Origin of the sequence: Pseudomonas sp. RGM2987 (assembly GCF_022952855.1) — a bacterium.
Classification (GTDB): Bacteria; Pseudomonadota; Gammaproteobacteria; order Pseudomonadales; family Pseudomonadaceae; genus Aquipseudomonas.
This window is the reverse complement of record NZ_JALJDX010000204.1, coordinates 1-16,927: the sequence shown is the minus strand read 5'-3', so window position 1 is coordinate 16,927 and position 16,927 is coordinate 1. Positions and strand designations below refer to the sequence as shown.

Genomic DNA, 16,927 nt, shown 5'->3' with positions numbered 1-16,927 from the left:
TGCTTATTGCGATTTGCGGACCCGCAGGTACCACTCGGAGAGCAGCCGTACCTGTTTGTCGGTGTAGCCACGTTCGACCATGCGTGTAACGAAGTCGTTGTGTTTTTGCTGGTCCTCCTTGCTGGCCTTGGCGTTGAAGCTGATGACGGGCAGCAGGTCTTCGGTGTTGGAGAACATTTTCTTCTCGATGACCACCCGCAGCTTTTCATAGCTGAGCCAGGTGGGGTTCTTGCCGTTGTTGTTGGCCCGGGCACGCAGCACGAAGTTGACGATTTCGTTGCGGAAATCCTTCGGATTGCTGATGCCGGCCGGCTTCTCGATTTTCTCCAGCTCTTCGTTGAGGGCGACGCGGTTGAGGATTTCGCCGGTTTCCGGGTCGCGGTATTCCTGGTCCTGGATCCAGAAGTCCGCGTACAGCACGTAGCGGTCGAAGATGTTCTGGCCGTACTCGCTGTAGGACTCCAGGTACGCGGTCTGGATTTCCTTGCCGATGAATTCGATGTAGCGCGGCGCCAGGTATTCCTTGAGGAAGCGCAAGTAGCGCTCGCGGGTTTCGGCCTGGAACTGTTCCTGCTCGATCTGCTGCTCCAGCACGTACAGCAGGTGCACCGGGTTGGCGGCGATTTCGTGCGGGTCAAAGTTGAAGACCTTGGACAGGATCTTGAACGCGAAACGTGTCGACAGACCGTTCATCCCTTCATCGACCCCGGCGTTGTCGCGGTATTCCTGGATCGACTTGGCCTTCGGATCGGTGTCCTTGAGGTTTTCACCGTCATACACGCGCATCTTCGAATAGATGTTAGAGTTTTCCGGCTCCTTGAGGCGCGACAGCACGGTGAACTGGGCGAGCATCTTCAGGGTGTCTGGCGCGCAATGGGCCTTGGACAGCGAGCTGTTGAACAGCAGTTTGTCGTAGATCTTCACCTCATCGCTGACCCGCAGGCAGTACGGCACCTTGACGATATAGATCCGGTCGATGAACGCTTCGTTGTTCTTGTTATTGCGGAAGGTGTGCCATTCCGATTCATTGGAGTGGGCCAGCAGGATCCCGGTGAAGGGAATGGCCCCCAGGCCTTCGGTACTGTTGTAGTTGCCTTCCTGGGTGGCGGTCAGCAAAGGGTGCAGCACTTTGATGGGCGCCTTGAACATCTCGACGAATTCCATCAGGCCCTGGTTGGCCCGGCACAGTGCACCCGAGTAACTGTAGGCATCGGCATCGTTCTGTGGAAATTCTTCGAGCTTGCGGATATCGACCTTGCCCACCAGTGCCGAGATATCCTGGTTGTTCTCGTCCCCGGGTTCGGTCTTGGCGACCGCGATCTGGTTGAGGATCGACGGGTAGAGCTTGACCACCCGGAACTGGCTGATGTCGCCGCCGAACTCGGCCAGGCGCTTGGTGGCCCATGGCGACATGATGGTGTTGAGATAGCGCCGGGGAATACCGAAGTCTTCCTCGAGGATCGCGCCGTCCTCAGTGGCGTTGAACAGCCCCAGGGGCGACTCGAAAACCGGTGAGCCCTTGATGGCGTAGAAGGGCACTTTCTCGATCAGTTGTTTGAGTTTCTCGGCCAGGGACGATTTACCGCCACCCACCGGGCCCAGCAGATAAAGGATCTGTTTCTTCTCTTCCAGGCCTTGGGCGGCATGGCGGAAATAGGACACGATCTGTTCGATGCACTCTTCCATCCCATGGAAGTCAGCAAAGGCCGGATAGCGGCGAATCACCTTGTTGGAAAAGATCCGCGAGAGCCTCGAATTGGTCGAGGTGTCCAGCAGCTCCGGTTCTCCGATTGCCAGCAACAGACGCTCCGCAGCCGACACATAGGCACTGCGGTCCTGCTTGCAGAGTTCGAGGTATTCCTGCAGCGAGTATTCCTCCTGCCGCGTGGACTCGAAACGTTGCTGGAAGTGGCTAAAAATACTCATGACGTCACCTCGCTCGATACGTGGAGCCGGTGTCGGATCTATCAGTCGATGCTGGACAGCCGCTGGGAACCCAGTTGCCGTTTACCCCCCAGAATACTTCCAGGATTACAGGTTCCTGAAAGCTGACTCCCGATGACCCGCGCGCCGGTGTACCGGCTCTCCCCTGTTTTGGATGGCCTGAGGCTAAGGATAGTTCGGAATCCGGGAGGTAAAGGTGGAATACGTAATTAGTTGTGGCAGACCGTTCGTCTGCTGTCGCTCTAGCCCACGGTTCACGCGGGCTGGGGCAACATGAAAAAATTATTCCGCTGTGGCTTGCGCTGTTTCGCCGGGATAAATCGTGCGCCACAGCTCGAAACCGCCGTCCATGCTGTAGACGTCGGTAAAGCCCTGGCTGACCAGGTAAGCGGCTGCGCTCTGGCTGGAATTGCCGTGATAGCAGACCACCACGACAGGGGCGTCGAGGTCGGCGGCGCGGATGAAATCGGCGATGGAATGGTTATCCAGATGCGTGGAGCCGCTGATGTGCAGGGCGGCAAAAGTCGCCGGGTCGCGGACATCGACGACGACTGCGCCTTGCTCGCGCAGGGCCTGGGCCTGTTCCGGGGGAATGCGTTTGAATGCGGACATGTGGGGCTCCTGTAGCCAGCACCGGTCAGACGGCTGTACGGGCCGGCGATGGTGCGGTGGTCGAGGGATTATGGGGTTTGGGGCGGCCCTGTTCGTTGCAATCGCAACGCAATAGCTCGCCGCTGTCGACGTTCATTAACGTCATCGCACTGCCCCACACGCAACCGGTGTCGAGGGCGATGACCCCGGGTTCGTCGGATTGGCCTTCAAGCGCCGCCCAGTGGCCGAAAATGATCTTGAGGCTTCGGGTCTTGCGCTCTTTGTGCTTGAACCAGGGGGCATAGCCGGGCGGTGCGGTCTCGATGCCTTCCTTGCCCTTGAGGTCGAGCTTGCCGTCGCGGGTGCAGAAGCGCATGCGGGTGAAGTAGTTGGTAATGACCCGAAGACGGGCTACGCCGGTAAGGTCGTTGTCCCACTTGACCGGTTCGTTGCCGTACATGCCATCCAGGTAGGGCCCGAACAGATTGTCGTCGCGCAGCGCCTGTTCGACCTCGGCCGCGCACTTGAGGGCCTTGCGCAACGACCACTGGGGCGCAATGCCCGCGTGCACCAGTGCCAGGTTGCGCTGCTCGTCGTAGTGCATGAGTTTCTGCTGACGCAGCCATTCCAGCAGCTCGACGCAATCGGGGGCCGCCAGTATTTCACTGAGCGTATCGGATTTCTTCAGCCGCTCGATGTTTCGCCAGGCTGCCAGCAGGTGCAGGTCGTGGTTGCCGAGCACGCACACCAGCGACTGGCGGATGTTGTAGAGAAAGCGCAACGTCTCGAGCGATTGCGGGCCACGGTTGACCAGGTCCCCCACCAGCCACAGCGTGTCTTGCTGCGGGTCGAAGGCGACTCGCTCCAGCAGGCACTTGAGCGGGTCGAGACAGCCCTGCAGGTCGCCGACCGCATACGTGGCCATCAGTGCAGGGCCCCGGGTACCGCCAGGCGAAAAGGCTTGATGACGGCATCGAAGCGTTTGCCGTCTTCGGCCAGCATCTGGTAGGTGCCTTGCATCGTGCCGACCCGGGTGGTCATCACGGTGCCGCTGCTGTAGCTGTGGCTTTGACCGGCGTCGATCAGCGGCTGCTGGCCGACGACCCCTTCACCGCGCACTTCTTCGACATGGCCGTCACCGTCGGTAATGACCCAATGCCGCGACAGCAGCCTGGCCGGCAAGGAGCCGTTATTGCGTACGGTAATGCTGTAGGCGAAAGCGAAACGGTTGTGCTCAGGTTGGGACTGTTCGGTCAGATAGCGGGTGGTGACGCTGACGTCGACCTGGTAGCGAGGATCGGACATGCAAAAGGCCTTAAGAACGAAGCGGGACGCGGGTCACTGATGGCATCAGTCTAGGCCAAGTATCGGGTAGTAGACCAGAGTGGCATCCTACCCGATCACGAGTGCCGTCAGTTGGCCTCGGCTTTTGACGCGAGCTGATCGCTGAGCTTGTCGGCCAGGCGCACGAATGCTGCCAGGTCCAACTGCTCGGGGCGCAGGCTGCCGTCGACGCCGGCAGATTCGATTTCGGCGCTGCTGAGCAACAGCTTCAAGGTATTGCGCAGGGTCTTGCGGCGCTGGTTGAACGCTTCGCGCACTACGCGCTCCAGCAGGCGATGATCCTTGGCCGGATGCGGGAGGATGGCGTGAGGAACCAGGCGGACGATAGCTGAGTCGACCTTGGGCGGAGGGTTGAATGCCCCCGGGCCGACGTTGAACAGGTGTTCGACCCGGCAATGATACTGGACCATGATCGACAGCCGGCCCCAATCACCGCCGCCGGGGCCCGCGGCGAGACGCTCGACCACTTCTTTTTGCAGCATGAAGTGCATGTCACGGATCAGTCCGGCATTGCTCAGCAGGTGGAAGATCAGCGGCGTCGAGATGTTGTACGGAAGATTCCCGACCACCCGCAGGCTGTTCGGCGCGGCGTCCAGGCTGTTGAAGTCGAATTTCAGCGCGTCGCCCTGGTGCAGATTGAAATTGCTTCTGTCAGCAAACTGCTGGTTGAGGATCGGCACCAGGTCTTTGTCCAGTTCCACCACATCCAGCTGCGCACCGCTGTCGAGCAGGCCTTCGGTCAAGGCGCCCTGGCCAGGGCCGATTTCCAGCATGCGGTCGCCGGACTTGGCATTGATGGAGCGCAGGATGCGATCGATCACGCCGGCGTCATGCAAAAAGTTCTGGCCGAAGCGCTTGCGCGCGCGGTGTTGGTATTGCTCAGTCATAAACGGGTCTCGGCCATCTGGTAGGCGGTTTCCAGCGCGACTTGCAGGCTGCCGGTATCGATCTTGCCGCTGCCCGCCAGGTCCAGGGCGGTGCCATGGTCCACGGAAGTGCGGATGATCGGCAGGCCCAGGGTCACGTTGACCGCCGCGCCGAAGCCTTTGTACTTCAGCACGGGCAGGCCCTGGTCGTGGTACATCGCCAGCACCGCGTCGCAGTGCTCCAGATATTTGGGGGTAAACAGAGTGTCGGCAGGCAGCGGGCCACGCAGGTCCATGCCCTCGCTGCGCAAGCGCTCCAATGTAGGTTCTATGATGTCGATTTCTTCGCGGCCCAGGTGTCCGCCTTCGCCGGCATGGGGATTGAGCCCGCACACCAGGATACGCGGCCGGGCGATGCCGAATTTGTTTTGCAGGTCGGCGTGCAGGATACGGGTAACCCGCTCCAGGCGATCTGGAGTGATGGCGTCGGCGATGTCGCGCAAGGGCAGGTGAGTGGTCACCAGGGCGACGCGCAGGCCGCGGGTGGCGAGCATCATCACCACCTGGGCGGTGTGGGTCAGGTCTGCGAGGAATTCAGTATGCCCGGAAAAGGCGATCCCGGATTCGTTGATCACGCCCTTGTGGACCGGCGCGGTGATCATGCCGGCGAACGTACCCTCCAGGCAGCCCTGGCCGGCACGGCTCAGGGTTTGCAGGACGAATGCGGCGTTAGCCTTGTCCAGCTGCCCGGTGATGACCGGAGCGCCCAGCGGCGTATCCCAGACATACAGGCTGTTGGCGGGCGCCGGGGCATCAGGCCAGGCATCGGGCGTCACCGGCAGCAGGTCGACGACCAGCCCCAGCTGCGCGGCCCGTTCGAGGAGCAGGTCGCGGCTGGTGATGGCAATCAGGGGATGTGGCTGGGGTTGCGAGGCGAGCAGCAGGCACAGGTCGGGACCGATGCCGGCAGGCTCGCCGGGCGTCAGCGCAAAGCGCTTGGGTTTCACTGCGCGGCCTGGTCTGCACCAGGAAGTTTGATTTCAACGTAGGCTTCGTCGCGAATCTGACGCAGCCAGGTTTGCAGCTCTTCGTCGTATTTGCGGTTACGCAATACAGTCATCGCTTGTTGCTCACGCGCCTGGGTCGTGCTGTCGGTGGCGCGACGGCCAAGGACTTCCAGCACGTGCCAGCCATAAGGACTCTTGAACGGCTTGGACAACTGGCCTTGTGGCGTCTGGGCCATGACCTGGCGGAACTCGGGCACCAGCGCGTTCGGATCAACCCAGTTCAGGTCGCCGCCGTTAAGGGCCGAACCCGGATCTTCGGAAAAGCTTTTTGCCAGCTCGGCGAAATCTTCGCCCGCTTCGATGCGGTCGTAGAGTTTTTCCGCCAGGCGCTTGGTCTCGGCTTCGCTGCGGATTTCACTTGGCTTGATCAGGATATGGCGGACATGCACCTCGTCACGCACCTGGGTGCCGCCACCGCGTTTCTCCAACACCTTGAGAATGATGAAGCCGCCAGGCGTGCGCGCTGGCTGGGTAATATCGCCTACCGCCATGGCACTCAGCTCGCGGTCGAATGGAGGTGGCAACTGAGCGGGCTTGCGCCAACCCATGTCGCCGCCTTCCAGGGCGTTTTCGCTGGCCGAGCGGGCGACGGCCAGTTGACCGAAGTCGGCACCCTGCTTGAGCTGTTGGTAGACGTCCATTGCCTGGCGATAAGCGCTCTGGATCGCCTCGGAGTTGGCGCTTTCCGGGGTCGGGATCAGGATATTGGCCAGGTGCAGTTCTTCGGAAAGCTGCATCTTGCCCAGGTCGGACGCAAGAAAATTCTTCACTTCCTGCTCGGACACCTGGATGCGTTCGGCCACACGGCGCTGACGCACACGGCTGATGACCATTTCGCGGCGGATCTGGTCGCGGGCATCATCGTAGGACAGGCCGTCGCGAGCCAGGGCGGCGCGGAACTGGTCGATGGTCATGTTATTGCGCTGGGCAATAGTGCCGACGGCCTGGTTCAGCTCCTCATCGGTGATGCGAATGCCGGAGCGTTCACCGATCTGCAACTGCAGGTTTTCGACAATCAGGCGTTCGAGCACCTGTTGGTCCAGCACGCCCGGTGGAGGCAGGCCGCCACCGCGCTTGGCGATGGTTTGCTGCACTTCATGGACACGCTGGTCCAGCTGGCTCTGCATGACCACGTCGTTGTCGACGATGGCCACCACTTTATCGATGGACTGCACCGCGGCGTTGGCCGCGGTACCCAGGAACAGCGCGCCCAGCATCAGCGGGCGCAGACAATCAGAAAGCTTGGTCTTCACGTTCACGATAACCTTGGATGCCTTTGTCGAGGAAGCTCTCTACCTTGGCGCCAGTGAGGCCGCCGAGTCCCTTCAGAACAATTTGGAGGAAGACGCCGTGGTCGCCTTTTTCGTTTTCCGGAGCTTCCTGACTGAATTCGTCATAGGCAACCCAGTAACGGTTGATCAGGCGCAGTTTCCAGCAGCAGTTGTCGTACTCGAAACCGCCGAAGGCTTCCAGGGTCCGATTGCGGTTGTAGTCATACTGCCAGCGGCTGATGGCGTTCCACTGCGGCACGATCGGCCAGATGACCGAGAAGTCGTGCTGCTTGATCTTGTAGTAGTCCTTCACGTAGCCAGGCTGGCCTGGAGTGCCGTAGTCGCCACCGCCCACTTGCCACTGACCGGTGCTCTGGTTGTAACGAACCAGGTCATTGCGGTAGCGGTAGCCGGCGTTGATGACCTTGTTCGGGTTGTCTTCAGGCTGGTAGTGGAACATCGCACTGCCCGAGCGAGGGCTGTGGCTGTCCGGGTCCCAGTTGTAGTCGGCGGTGGTGCGCCAGTCACGGTTCCAGCGGTATTCGTATTCCAGCGCGTAAGGCGAGACGTTCGAATGCGCATCCTCGCGAGTCCTTGCGTCGATGCCCGGCAACTGGACTTCACGGTCCTTGAAGTACAGGGCCTGGCCGACGCTGATGCGCTGGCGTTCAAAGCCGTTTTCTTCGATCCAGCGGTTGGTCACGCCCAGGGACAGCTTGTTCTCGTCGCCGACGCGGTCGGAGCCGGTGAAGCGGTTGTCCCGGAACAGCGAGGAATAGTTGAAGGTGCTTTCGCTGGTATCGAAGACCGGAATGTCGCTCTGGTCTTTCTCCGGTACGTAGAGGTAGTAGAGGCGCGGCTCCAGGGTCTGGCGATAGTTCTTGCCGAACCACTGGGTGTTGCGGTCGAAGTACAGGCCACTGTCGATGCTGGCGATTGGTACGCCACGGCTCTGGTTGCGACTGTAGGTGCCGTTCAGGCGGTCGCCTTCGGCGTTTTGACCGTCAATTTGCTGCTTGCCTTGATTATCCAGATCCAGGTCATACCGGGTGTACTGGTACTTGAGCGATGGCTTGATGAAGCCATAGCTGGCGTTCATTGGCAGGCTGACAATCGGCGCCAGGTTCATGCGGTCGCCGGTAGCGCGAGCCAGCCCCTTGACGTTTTCGTCAAGGAACAGTTCGCTGGAGTCGCCGTCCTTGTTTGTGTAGTTCCCCGTCCTCAAATCCCGATCAAACCGCACAAACTCAGTGTTATACGCAAAATCCAGCCCGCCCGGATGCTGCGGCAGGGCACCATTGAAGGTGATCTGCGGCAGGCGATCGTACGGGGTTATGTTGGACACGGTTGCCATCTGATAGGCCTGCACATTCAAACGTGCAGTAAAGGTGTCGCCGCGATAGCTGACCGCGCCCTGCTGGTTCACGAAGTCCTTGGACTCGACGCCGATCTGGTCGGTCTGCAGATCCTGGAAGTAGTAGGGGTCGCTGATCTTGGTGTAGTCGACTTCCGTCGATACGCGCGAATCCAGGCCACCCTTGTGTTGCCAGTTGTACATGTAGCGGGTCTTGCTGTAGTCGGTCTGCTTGCTGCGATCGTCATCCTCATCGTTGAGGTACGCAGCGCCGAACTGACCTTCGCTGGACTTGGTCAGGTAGCGGAATTCGCCTTCCATCAACATGCCGCGCTTGCTCATGTAGCGCGGGTACAACGTGGCATCGTAGTTCGGCGCCAGGTTGAAGTAGTACGGGGTGACCAGCAGAAAGCCGGTGTCGCTACCGCTGCCAATGGTCGGCGGCAGGAAGCCGGACTGGCGACGGTCGTCGATCGGGAAATAGATGTACGGCGTGTACAGGACGGGGATGTCCTTGACCCGCAACGTCACGTTGGTCGCCGTACCGAAGCCGGTGGCCGGGTTCAGGGTGATGTTGTTGCCCTTGAGCGTCCACGCGTTGCTGTTTGGTTCGCACGTGGTGTACGTGCCGTCCTTGAGGCGGATGATCGCGTTTTCGGCACGCTTGGCATACAGCGCGTTACCGCGGATGCGCGACTTGTGCATCACGTATTCGGCGTTGTCGACCTTGGCTTCACCGGTGTCCAGTTGCACATCGGCGTGGTCGCCGACGATCAGCGCACCGTTGTCGCGAACCCGCACGTTGCCGCTCAGCTCACCACGGTTCTCGGCCTGGTACAGGCTGGCCTCGTCGGCCTCCACCTGCATGCTGCCCTGGCGCATGACCACGTCGCCCGCCAGGGTCGCCACCTGCTGCTCCTGCTCGTAGCGGGAAGCCTTGGCGCCGAGGAAGGTCGGGGCGTCACTTTTAGCAGTCTTGTCGTTCATGCCGGGACGCGTCGGCTCGATGTAGGCACCCGAGCAGTACGGACCGGTTTCAGCCAATTGCGCCGGAGTGAGGTTCTCGCGTGGAACCCAATCCAGGTGGCTGTAGTCTGCACTGCGCGACTTCAGGCCGCGGCCTTTGGCTTCGGTGACGAGCATCGGCTTTTCGCCGGCTTCTTCGCTCGAACCGCTATTGGCCGGAGCCTCGCCGTTATCGGAAACCGCACTGCCATCGTGCACCGGACGCGGCGGCAAGGCAGCGGCGGGCGTCTTGGGCGAACAGTCCCAGGCACCCGAAGCGGAGACGGAGCAGTCATACTGCTGCGCCGCGACGACGAATGAAGAGGCCAGGGGTTGCAGGGCCAGCAGACTGCCGGTGACCAACAACGGAAATTTTTTACGAAACGCGGGGGATTTCAATGCCATCTTATTAGTCCGGGCTTCCTGCGTGCCATCTGCCCGCGGTGTGGGCCGCACGCCTCTCGATGGTCTGAAAAAGATGCTGGATAATAAAGCATGACCCGCTTGACGGCTAGGGCCGTCGGAGACCCTTGTAATGCGCGACCAAGATGTACGCCTGCAACACCTGAAAGTTTGGCTCGATGAACAACTGCCGCCCCTTTTCGCTCAACAGGGCTGGGGTGCCGTACCCCCGGCCACGTTGACCGCGGCCAGCAGCGACGCGAGTTTCCGGCGGTATTTCCGCTGGGAAGGCGAAGGCCGCAGCCTGATCGTGATGGACGCGCCGCCGCCCCAGGAAAACTGCAAACCTTTCGTGGATATCGCTTTTTTGCTGGCGAAATCCGGCATTAACGTGCCAAAAATTTATGCAGAAGACCTTGAGCGCGGGTTTCTTTTGCTCAATGACCTGGGCAACAAGACCTACCTGGACGTGATTGACGGCGAAAATGCCGACGATTTATTCCGCGATGCCCTGCAAGCGCTGCTGGCTTTCCAGCAACTGCCGATGGTCGCGCCATTGCCCAGCTATGACGTCGCGCTGCTGCGCCGCGAGCTGGAGCTGTTCCCCGAGTGGTACGTCAAGCGTGAGCTGGGTATCGAGTTCGATCCGGCCCAGCAGCAACTCTGGCAGCAGGCGTCCGACTTATTGATCAACAGCGCCCTGGCCCAGCCCAAAGTGCTCGTGCATCGTGACTATATGCCGCGCAACCTGATGCTCAGTGTGCCGAATCCCGGCGTGCTGGATTTCCAGGACGCGGTCTATGGCCCCGTCACCTATGACGTGACTTGTCTGTTCAAGGACGCCTTTCTCAGTTGGCCCGAGGCGCGCGTGCGCGGCTGGCTGGAGGATTACTGGCAACAGGCCGGCGCGTTGGGCATACCGGTCCAGCCGGATCTCGAGGACTTCCTGCGGGCCAGCGACTTGATGGGCGTACAACGTCATCTGAAGGTTATCGGGATCTTTGCGCGCATCTGTCACCGTGATGGCAAGCCGCGTTATCTCGGCGATGTACCGCGCTTCTTTGCTTATATAGAAGCGGTCGTGGCCCGTCGTCCTGAGCTGGCGCCTCTGGCGGAGCTCCTCCAGAGCCTGCGCCAAGCGAGCGGAGCCCCGGCATGAAGGCGATGATCCTGGCGGCGGGCAAGGGCGAGCGCATGCGCCCGCTGACCCTCACTACACCCAAGCCATTGATTCGCGTGGCAGGCGTTCCCTTGATCGAGTACCACCTGCGAGCCCTGGCGCGGGCCGGGTTCACGCAGATCGTGATCAACCATGCCTGGCTCGGTCAGCAGATCGAAGATCATCTGGGGGATGGCTCACGGTTTGGCGTGAGCATCCGCTACTCGCCGGAAGGCGAGCCGCTGGAAACCGGCGGTGGTATCTTCCGCGCCCTGCCGCTATTGGGCGATGAAGCGTTTGTGGTGGTGAACGGCGATGTCTGGACCGATTACGATTTCAGCGCGTTGCACCGGCCCCTCGAAGGGCTGGCGCACCTGGTACTGGTGGATAACCCCGAGCATCACCCGGGCGGCGATTTCGTCTTGGCCGATGCAAAGGTTCACGATAGTGCCCAAGCTGCCGACAAACTGACCTACAGCGGCATCTCGGTGATTCACCCGCAGCTGTTCGAAGGCTGTTCGGATGGAGCTTTCAAGCTCGCGCCGCTGCTGCGCAAGGCCATGGCCGAGGGGCGCGTCAGTGGCGAACGGCTGGAGGGACACTGGGTCGATGTCGGCACTCATGAACGTTTGGCGCAGGTCGAAACCTTGATAGAAGCGAGCGGTTGATATGTGGTGGCCAGGGACTCTGATTGGAGCCGGGGCGGGCTTTGCCATCGCCAGCATCCCGGGGGCCATGCTTGGTGCTTTGTTGGGGCAAGCGCTGGATCGGCGCCTGAACCTGCAAAATTGGGCGCAGGTACGTGAACGCCTGGGTGGACGCCCGGCGTTGCGCAACGACGAATTGTTGTTCGTGTTGCTGGGGCGCTTGGCGAAAAGCGATGGCCGTGTGGTTGACGGTCATATCCAACAGGCGCGCCAGGAAATGCGTGCGTTGGACCTGAGCGAACCGGCGCAGCGCCGGGCCATCGCTGCGTTCAACCGGGGTAAATCCGGGAGCGATCGCCTGCGCGGTTATTTGCGGCGGCTTGCCACGCAGCCCCATGCGGCCGAAGGTGTATTAAGAGCCTGTTGGCGGATGGTTTACGCGGATGGGCGTGCCGGTACAAGCGAGCGCGAATTGATTGCCCGCTGGGGTAAGTGGCTGGGGTGGACGCAGCAACAGGTCCAGGCGTTGGCGACTGATTATGAGCCGCACAAGTTGTCGCTGCCCAACAGCGGCGTGACTTATCAGGAGGCGCTGCGCCTGTTGGGGGTTTCGGCCACCAGCGAACCGTCGCAGATCAAGCGGGCTTATCGTCGTCTGATCAGTCGTCATCATCCGGACAAGATCGCCGGCAGCGGCGCAACGCCGTTGCAGGTGCGCGAAGCCACCGACAAGACCCGGGAACTGCATAACGCCTATCGGCTGATTCGCGAGCGGCGGGATTTTCGCTAGTCAGCCATTCATCCGTGGCGAGGGAGCTTGCTCCCGCTCGACTGCACAGCAGTCGCAGTCGGTCTGACGCGGTGTGTCGGGCGGACCGTGTCGGATGGAGTCAGGACTGCTTTGCAGTCCAGCGGGAGCAAGCTCCCTCGCCACGGGAGTGCGCACCGGCATAAGAGCCGGTGCAAACCTCAATTCCCTGGATTCTGTGGATTCAACCAACCCCGAACCCGCCGGAACACCTGTTCCTGCTGGGCTGCTGAATCAGGCACCGACTTGAGGGACACCTGGCTGAACGTCGAGCCTTTCAGGCGTTTGCTTGCTTGCAAGCGCTCCAGCGCCGCGTTGCGATCCAGTGGCTTGTCCGTGTAGAAAATATCGGCCGTCGGTATTTTCAGGGTGGGCGTCAGTTCCGCCAGGCCAGGTTTGGCGGTCGCCGGGGTCTGGGCGGCGATCATCACCAAGCGTGCGATTTGCGCGGGCTGCTTTTCATTCAAGTAACGCGCCGCCCAATAGGCGCCGGTGCCATGGCCCAGCAGTACGATGCTGCGGGCACTTTGCTGCTCGGCGTAGGCCAGGGCCGCATCGATACGGGCGAAGATGCGTTCGGCATCGGCCCTGGCGTGTTCTTCATCGGTTTGCGCAATCGCCGGATCTACCGCGTCGGCCTCGCCCCCGGCAATCTGTTCGATCGGTGCCGCGGTGGTTGCATCCGGCGCCGCGGCGGCCGCGTCAGCCGGCTTGACCTCCGGTGGAACTTCCACCACGCGCGGTGCGATGACATCGCTTTGCAGGTCCGGCAGGGTGATACTCAGGCTGCTCCATTCGACGTCAGGCAACTTTTTACGCAACGGGCCGACCACTTGCGGCCAGTCAGCCGTTTCGCCGGCGCCGGGGATTATGATGACGGCGCCCTTGGGTTCGCTGGTATTGGCCGGCTTCCAGAGCGCCAGGAACGTGTCGCTGCCGGTCTGCAGTTGTTGCTGCTCCTGGAGTGGGACTTTTCGTTCCAGTGCGTTCGCCTCTTCCTGGCTACGCTCGAGCAAAGGCTGGCGCTCGGTGGGCTTTTCCCCGGCAGGTTGCTCCGCGGCGGCGGGTGCTGGTTCGTCAGCCTGTACAGAAAACGCACTTGGCAGGATCAGCGACAGGCACAATGCTGGCAATGCCAGGCGGTAAACAGAGGGCATCGGATATTCCATGACCAGAAAGTATTTCCGGCAGCCTAATGGGTTGGTCAGTGTTTGTCAGTGCATGAGACTTCGATGATGCGTTTTTGCTGCCTGTGGGTTATCGGCTGTTTATGGCTTCCCTTGATGTCGTGGGCCGCGCCCGCGCCGTCCACCCACGGCGCACAGCTCAATGCACAGCAGCGCCAGTGGCTGGCGCAACACCCGCAATTGCGGGTCGGCCTGGTATTGCAGGCACCCTATGCACAATACGACCGGCGCTTGCAGCGGTTGTCCGGGACCAACGTCGAGCTGATGCAGTGGTTGGGCAAGGCGCTGAACGTCGAACTGACCTGGCGCAATTTCCAGGACGTGGCGCAGCTGGAAGCGGCGGTACGCGATGGCGAAGTTGATATTGCACCGGGCCTTACCCAGTCCCCGGGTGGGCTCAAGCTCTGGCAGTTTTCCGACCCGTACATGCGGGTGCCGCAATTGATCGTCGGCGCGCAGAAAAGCGCCGAGGGCGTGGAACTGGAGAAACTCGACCCCCAGGCCCGCGTCGCGGTGCGCATGCCCAGCGCCACGGCCGATTACCTGCGTGGCAACTACCCGATGCTGAATCTGCAGGGCGTGCCCCTGGAGCGCCAGGCCTTGCAACTGCTGCTCAGCCAGCAGGCCCGATACGCCGTGGTCGACGAGGCGCAATTGGGGCGCTTGATGGTCGAGCCCGAATTCGCCGAGCTGGTAGTGGTGGGCGACATCGGCTTGCCGCAGTTGTTGCGGGTCGCCACCCGCCGCGACTGGCCGGAGCTGGCGCAGATTATCGATAGCGGTTTGCGGGCGATCCCGGCCAAGTCGCTGGAGCAACTGCACAACCGTTGGATCAAGCCCAAATACCCGCGTCTGACCGAAAGCCCGGGGTTCTGGCAAAACCTGACGCTGTTGATGCTGGCGCTGCTGCTCAGCAGCGTGGCCATCGTGTTCTGGCAGCGTCGCCAGCAACGCGGGCTGGAGCGACGTCTTCGGGCCGCACGGGAAGACATCGCCCAGCGCGCCGCCAGCGAAGAGGCCTTGCGCCTGACGCAGTTTTCCATCGATCAAAGTACGGTCGGCATCCTCTGGGTCAACTGGGACAGCCATGTGCGCTATGCCAATCGTGCCGCCGAAAGCATGCTCGGCTACGGCTCGGGCGCGATCATCGACCGACCGTTGATCGACTTCGAACCGGGCCTGCACATGGATCGCTGGCTGAACCTGTGGAAGCGCGCCCGAGCCAGTGAGGACGGCCCGCAAAGTTTCGAAACCGAATGCGTGCGGGCCGATGGCAGTATCCTGCCGGCCGACGTTTCCTTGAGCTTCCTGCGCTTTCGCGACGCCGAATACCTGGTGGTCTACCTCAACGACGTCACCGAGCGTCGCAGGGCGCTGGCCGCGTTGCGCGAAAGCGAGGCGCGTTTGCAGGGCATCGCCGCCAACGTGCCGGGCCTGGTCTTTCGCCTGGAGCGGGCGCCGGTGACCGGCCAGATCGACTTCGCCTACATCAGCGAGGGCAGTGAAAGCCTGGTGGGCTATTCCCCGGCGACCTTGGCCCGCAGCGACACCGGGCTGCGCAGCCTGGTGCATCCTGAAGACAAGGCCAGCTACCACCGCACCCAGGACCAGGCGCTGGACAGCGACAGCGACTGGTCCTGGCAGGGCCGCATCCTGACCCGCGAAGGCCAGGAGCGCTGGGCCGAGATCAAGGCGATCTCCCGGCGTCTCGAGGACGGCGCCTACGTCTGGGACGGCATCGTCTGGGACATCACCGAAAGCAAGCGCATCGAACTGGAACTGGCCAGCTCCCGGGAGCAATTGCGTGAGTTGTCGGCGCACCTGGAAAGTGTGCGGGAAGAAGAAAAAGCGCGGATTGCCCGGGAAGTCCATGACGAGCTGGGGCAGATGCTGACGGTGTTGAAGCTGGAAACTTCCATGTGTGAACTGGCCTACGCACAATTGGACCCGGGCCTGCACGAGCGACTCAACAGCATGAAGCGCCTGATCGCCCAGCTCTTCCAACTGGTGCGGGACGTGGCGACGGCATTGCGTCCACCGATCCTCGACGCGGGCATCGCCTCGGCCATCGAATGGCAGGCCCGGCGCTTCGAGGCGCGCACCCAGATTCCATGCCTGGTACAGGTGCCGGACAACCTCCCGCCATTGAGCGACGCCAAGGCCATTGGCCTGTTCCGGATTCTCCAGGAGGCGCTGACCAATGTGATGCGCCATGCCCAGGCCCATACCGTGGAATTGACCCTGGTCCAGGAAGGCGATGAATTGTGTCTGACGGTCAGCGATGACGGTGTAGGATTTATTGCCGGCACCGGTCGGCCGACGTCCTTTGGCCTGGTCGGGATGCGTGAGCGGGTATTGATCATGGGTGGGCAGTTGTCCCTCGAGAGTGAGCCGGGGGAGGGGACGACGCTGGCGGTGCGGGTGCCGTTGGAGGAGGCTTGAGGACGTGGTTGCCTGAACCGACGCTTTCGCGAGCAAGCCCGCTCCCACATTGATCAAGGCAATGCATAAACCCTGTGGGAGCGAGCCTGCTCGCGATTGGATTCTGAATCTGGAGAAGAACGTGATCCGTGTACTGGTAGCCGAAGACCACACCATCGTGCGCGAAGGCATCAAGCAGTTGATCGGCCTGGCCAAAGATCTGGTGGTAGCGGGGGAGGCGAGCAATGGCGAGCAACTGCTCGAAACCCTGCGGCATGTGCCCTGTGAAGTGGTGCTGCTGGACATCTCCATGCCCGGTGTCAACGGCCTGGAGGCCATCCCACGGATCCGTGCGCTGAACAATCCGCCGGCCATCCTGGTGTTGTCGATGCATGACGAGGCGCAAATGGCTGCCCGTGCGTTGAAAGTCGGCGCGGCCGGTTACGCGACGAAGGACAGCGATCCGGCCTTGCTGCTCATGGCGATTCGCAAGGTTGCCGCCGGTGGACGCTACATTGACCCCGACCTGGCCGACCGCATGGTCTTCGAGGTCGGCCTGACCGACTCGCGCCCGCTGCACTCGCTGCTGTCGGAGCGCGAATTTTCGGTCTTCGAGCGTCTGGCCCATGGCGCAAACGTCAACGACATCGCCCAGCAACTGGCCCTGAGCAGCAAGACCATCAGTACCCACAAGGCGCGGCTGATGCAGAAACTCAACATCACTTCGCTGGCGGAGCTGGTGAAATATGCGATGGAGCATAAACTCCTCTAGGTCCCACCGCAGTTCCCTTGTGGGAGCGGGCTTGCTCGCGAATGCGGTCCTTCAGTTACATCTGTATGGACTGTCACACCGCATTCGCG

Annotated in this window: 14 protein-coding genes; 5 read left to right on the top strand and 9 right to left on the bottom strand. The window is 61.5% G+C overall.

All coding sequences use genetic code 11. The features are described 5' to 3' along the window. Positions 1-3: 3 nt before the first annotated feature. The 8 genes from RGM2987_RS16740 to RGM2987_RS16705 form a co-directional block, all read right to left on the bottom strand. The gene (locus RGM2987_RS16740) at positions 4-1,926 is read right to left on the bottom strand and encodes a PrkA family serine protein kinase (protein WP_003177689.1); all 1,923 of its coding nucleotides are present in this window, start codon (positions 1,924-1,926) and stop codon (positions 4-6) included. A gap of 300 nt (positions 1,927-2,226) precedes the next feature. Beyond that, a complete protein-coding gene (gene glpE / locus RGM2987_RS16735; RefSeq protein ID WP_245143265.1) occupies positions 2,227-2,556 on the bottom strand; it encodes a thiosulfate sulfurtransferase GlpE in 330 nt (109 codons plus the stop codon). Positions 2,557-2,581: 25 nt separating this feature from the next. Continuing rightward, positions 2,582-3,460 carry a symmetrical bis(5'-nucleosyl)-tetraphosphatase gene (locus tag RGM2987_RS16730; protein WP_245143263.1) on the bottom strand — a complete coding sequence of 293 codons (879 nt, stop codon included), beginning with the start codon at positions 3,458-3,460 and terminating at the stop codon, positions 2,582-2,584. Then, the gene (gene apaG, locus RGM2987_RS16725; protein ID WP_245143261.1) at positions 3,460-3,840 is read right to left on the bottom strand and encodes a Co2+/Mg2+ efflux protein ApaG; all 381 of its coding nucleotides are present in this window, start codon (positions 3,838-3,840) and stop codon (positions 3,460-3,462) included. Before apaG ends, RGM2987_RS16730 begins: the two co-directional genes overlap by 1 nt. 107 nt (positions 3,841-3,947) lie before the next feature. Next, positions 3,948-4,766 (bottom strand): 16S rRNA (adenine(1518)-N(6)/adenine(1519)-N(6))-dimethyltransferase RsmA, encoded by an 819-nt coding sequence (gene rsmA, locus RGM2987_RS16720; RefSeq protein ID WP_245143259.1) that lies wholly within the window; start codon positions 4,764-4,766, stop codon positions 3,948-3,950. Further along, on the bottom strand, positions 4,763-5,752 hold the full coding sequence (pdxA, locus tag RGM2987_RS16715; protein WP_245143257.1) for a 4-hydroxythreonine-4-phosphate dehydrogenase PdxA: 990 nt from the start codon (positions 5,750-5,752) through the stop codon (positions 4,763-4,765). Before pdxA ends, rsmA begins: the two co-directional genes overlap by 4 nt. After that, a complete protein-coding gene (surA, locus tag RGM2987_RS16710; protein WP_245143254.1) occupies positions 5,749-7,065 on the bottom strand; it encodes a peptidylprolyl isomerase SurA in 1,317 nt (438 codons plus the stop codon). The genes pdxA and surA overlap by 4 nt, the downstream gene beginning before the upstream one ends. Beyond that, entirely contained in the window at positions 7,046-9,847 is a 2,802-nt protein-coding gene (locus RGM2987_RS16705) for an LPS-assembly protein LptD (RefSeq protein ID WP_245143252.1), read from the bottom strand. The genes surA and RGM2987_RS16705 overlap by 20 nt, the downstream gene beginning before the upstream one ends. A gap of 130 nt (positions 9,848-9,977) precedes the next feature. Here RGM2987_RS16705 and RGM2987_RS16700 point away from each other — a divergent pair, with 130 nt between their 5' ends. From RGM2987_RS16700 to RGM2987_RS16690, 3 genes are read left to right on the top strand one after another with little or no spacing between them, the layout of a single operon-like run. After that, a complete protein-coding gene (locus RGM2987_RS16700; RefSeq protein ID WP_245143250.1) occupies positions 9,978-11,003 on the top strand; it encodes a phosphotransferase in 1,026 nt (341 codons plus the stop codon). Next, positions 11,000-11,671, top strand: coding sequence for an N-acetylmuramate alpha-1-phosphate uridylyltransferase MurU (gene murU / locus RGM2987_RS16695; RefSeq protein WP_245143248.1), 672 nt, complete (start codon positions 11,000-11,002; stop codon positions 11,669-11,671). Before RGM2987_RS16700 ends, murU begins: the two co-directional genes overlap by 4 nt. A gap of 1 nt (position 11,672) precedes the next feature. Continuing rightward, positions 11,673-12,440 (top strand): TerB family tellurite resistance protein, encoded by a 768-nt coding sequence (locus RGM2987_RS16690; protein ID WP_245143246.1) that lies wholly within the window; start codon positions 11,673-11,675, stop codon positions 12,438-12,440. Positions 12,441-12,619: 179 nt separating this feature from the next. Here RGM2987_RS16690 and RGM2987_RS16685 read toward each other — a convergent pair whose 3' ends face one another. After that, positions 12,620-13,615: an alpha/beta hydrolase family protein gene (locus tag RGM2987_RS16685; protein ID WP_245143244.1), complete on the bottom strand. Its 996-nt coding sequence runs from the start codon at positions 13,613-13,615 to the stop codon at positions 12,620-12,622. Positions 13,616-13,690: 75 nt separating this feature from the next. Between RGM2987_RS16685 and RGM2987_RS16680 the strand changes: the two genes are divergently transcribed. Both RGM2987_RS16680 and RGM2987_RS16675 read left to right on the top strand, forming a co-directional pair. Further along, positions 13,691-16,087, top strand: coding sequence for a sensor histidine kinase (locus RGM2987_RS16680; protein ID WP_245143242.1), 2,397 nt, complete (start codon positions 13,691-13,693; stop codon positions 16,085-16,087). 61 nt (positions 16,088-16,148) lie between these two features. After that, positions 16,149-16,838 carry a response regulator transcription factor gene (locus RGM2987_RS16675; protein ID WP_245143239.1) on the top strand — a complete coding sequence of 230 codons (690 nt, stop codon included), beginning with the start codon at positions 16,149-16,151 and terminating at the stop codon, positions 16,836-16,838. The last annotated feature ends 89 nt before the right edge of the window (positions 16,839-16,927 follow it).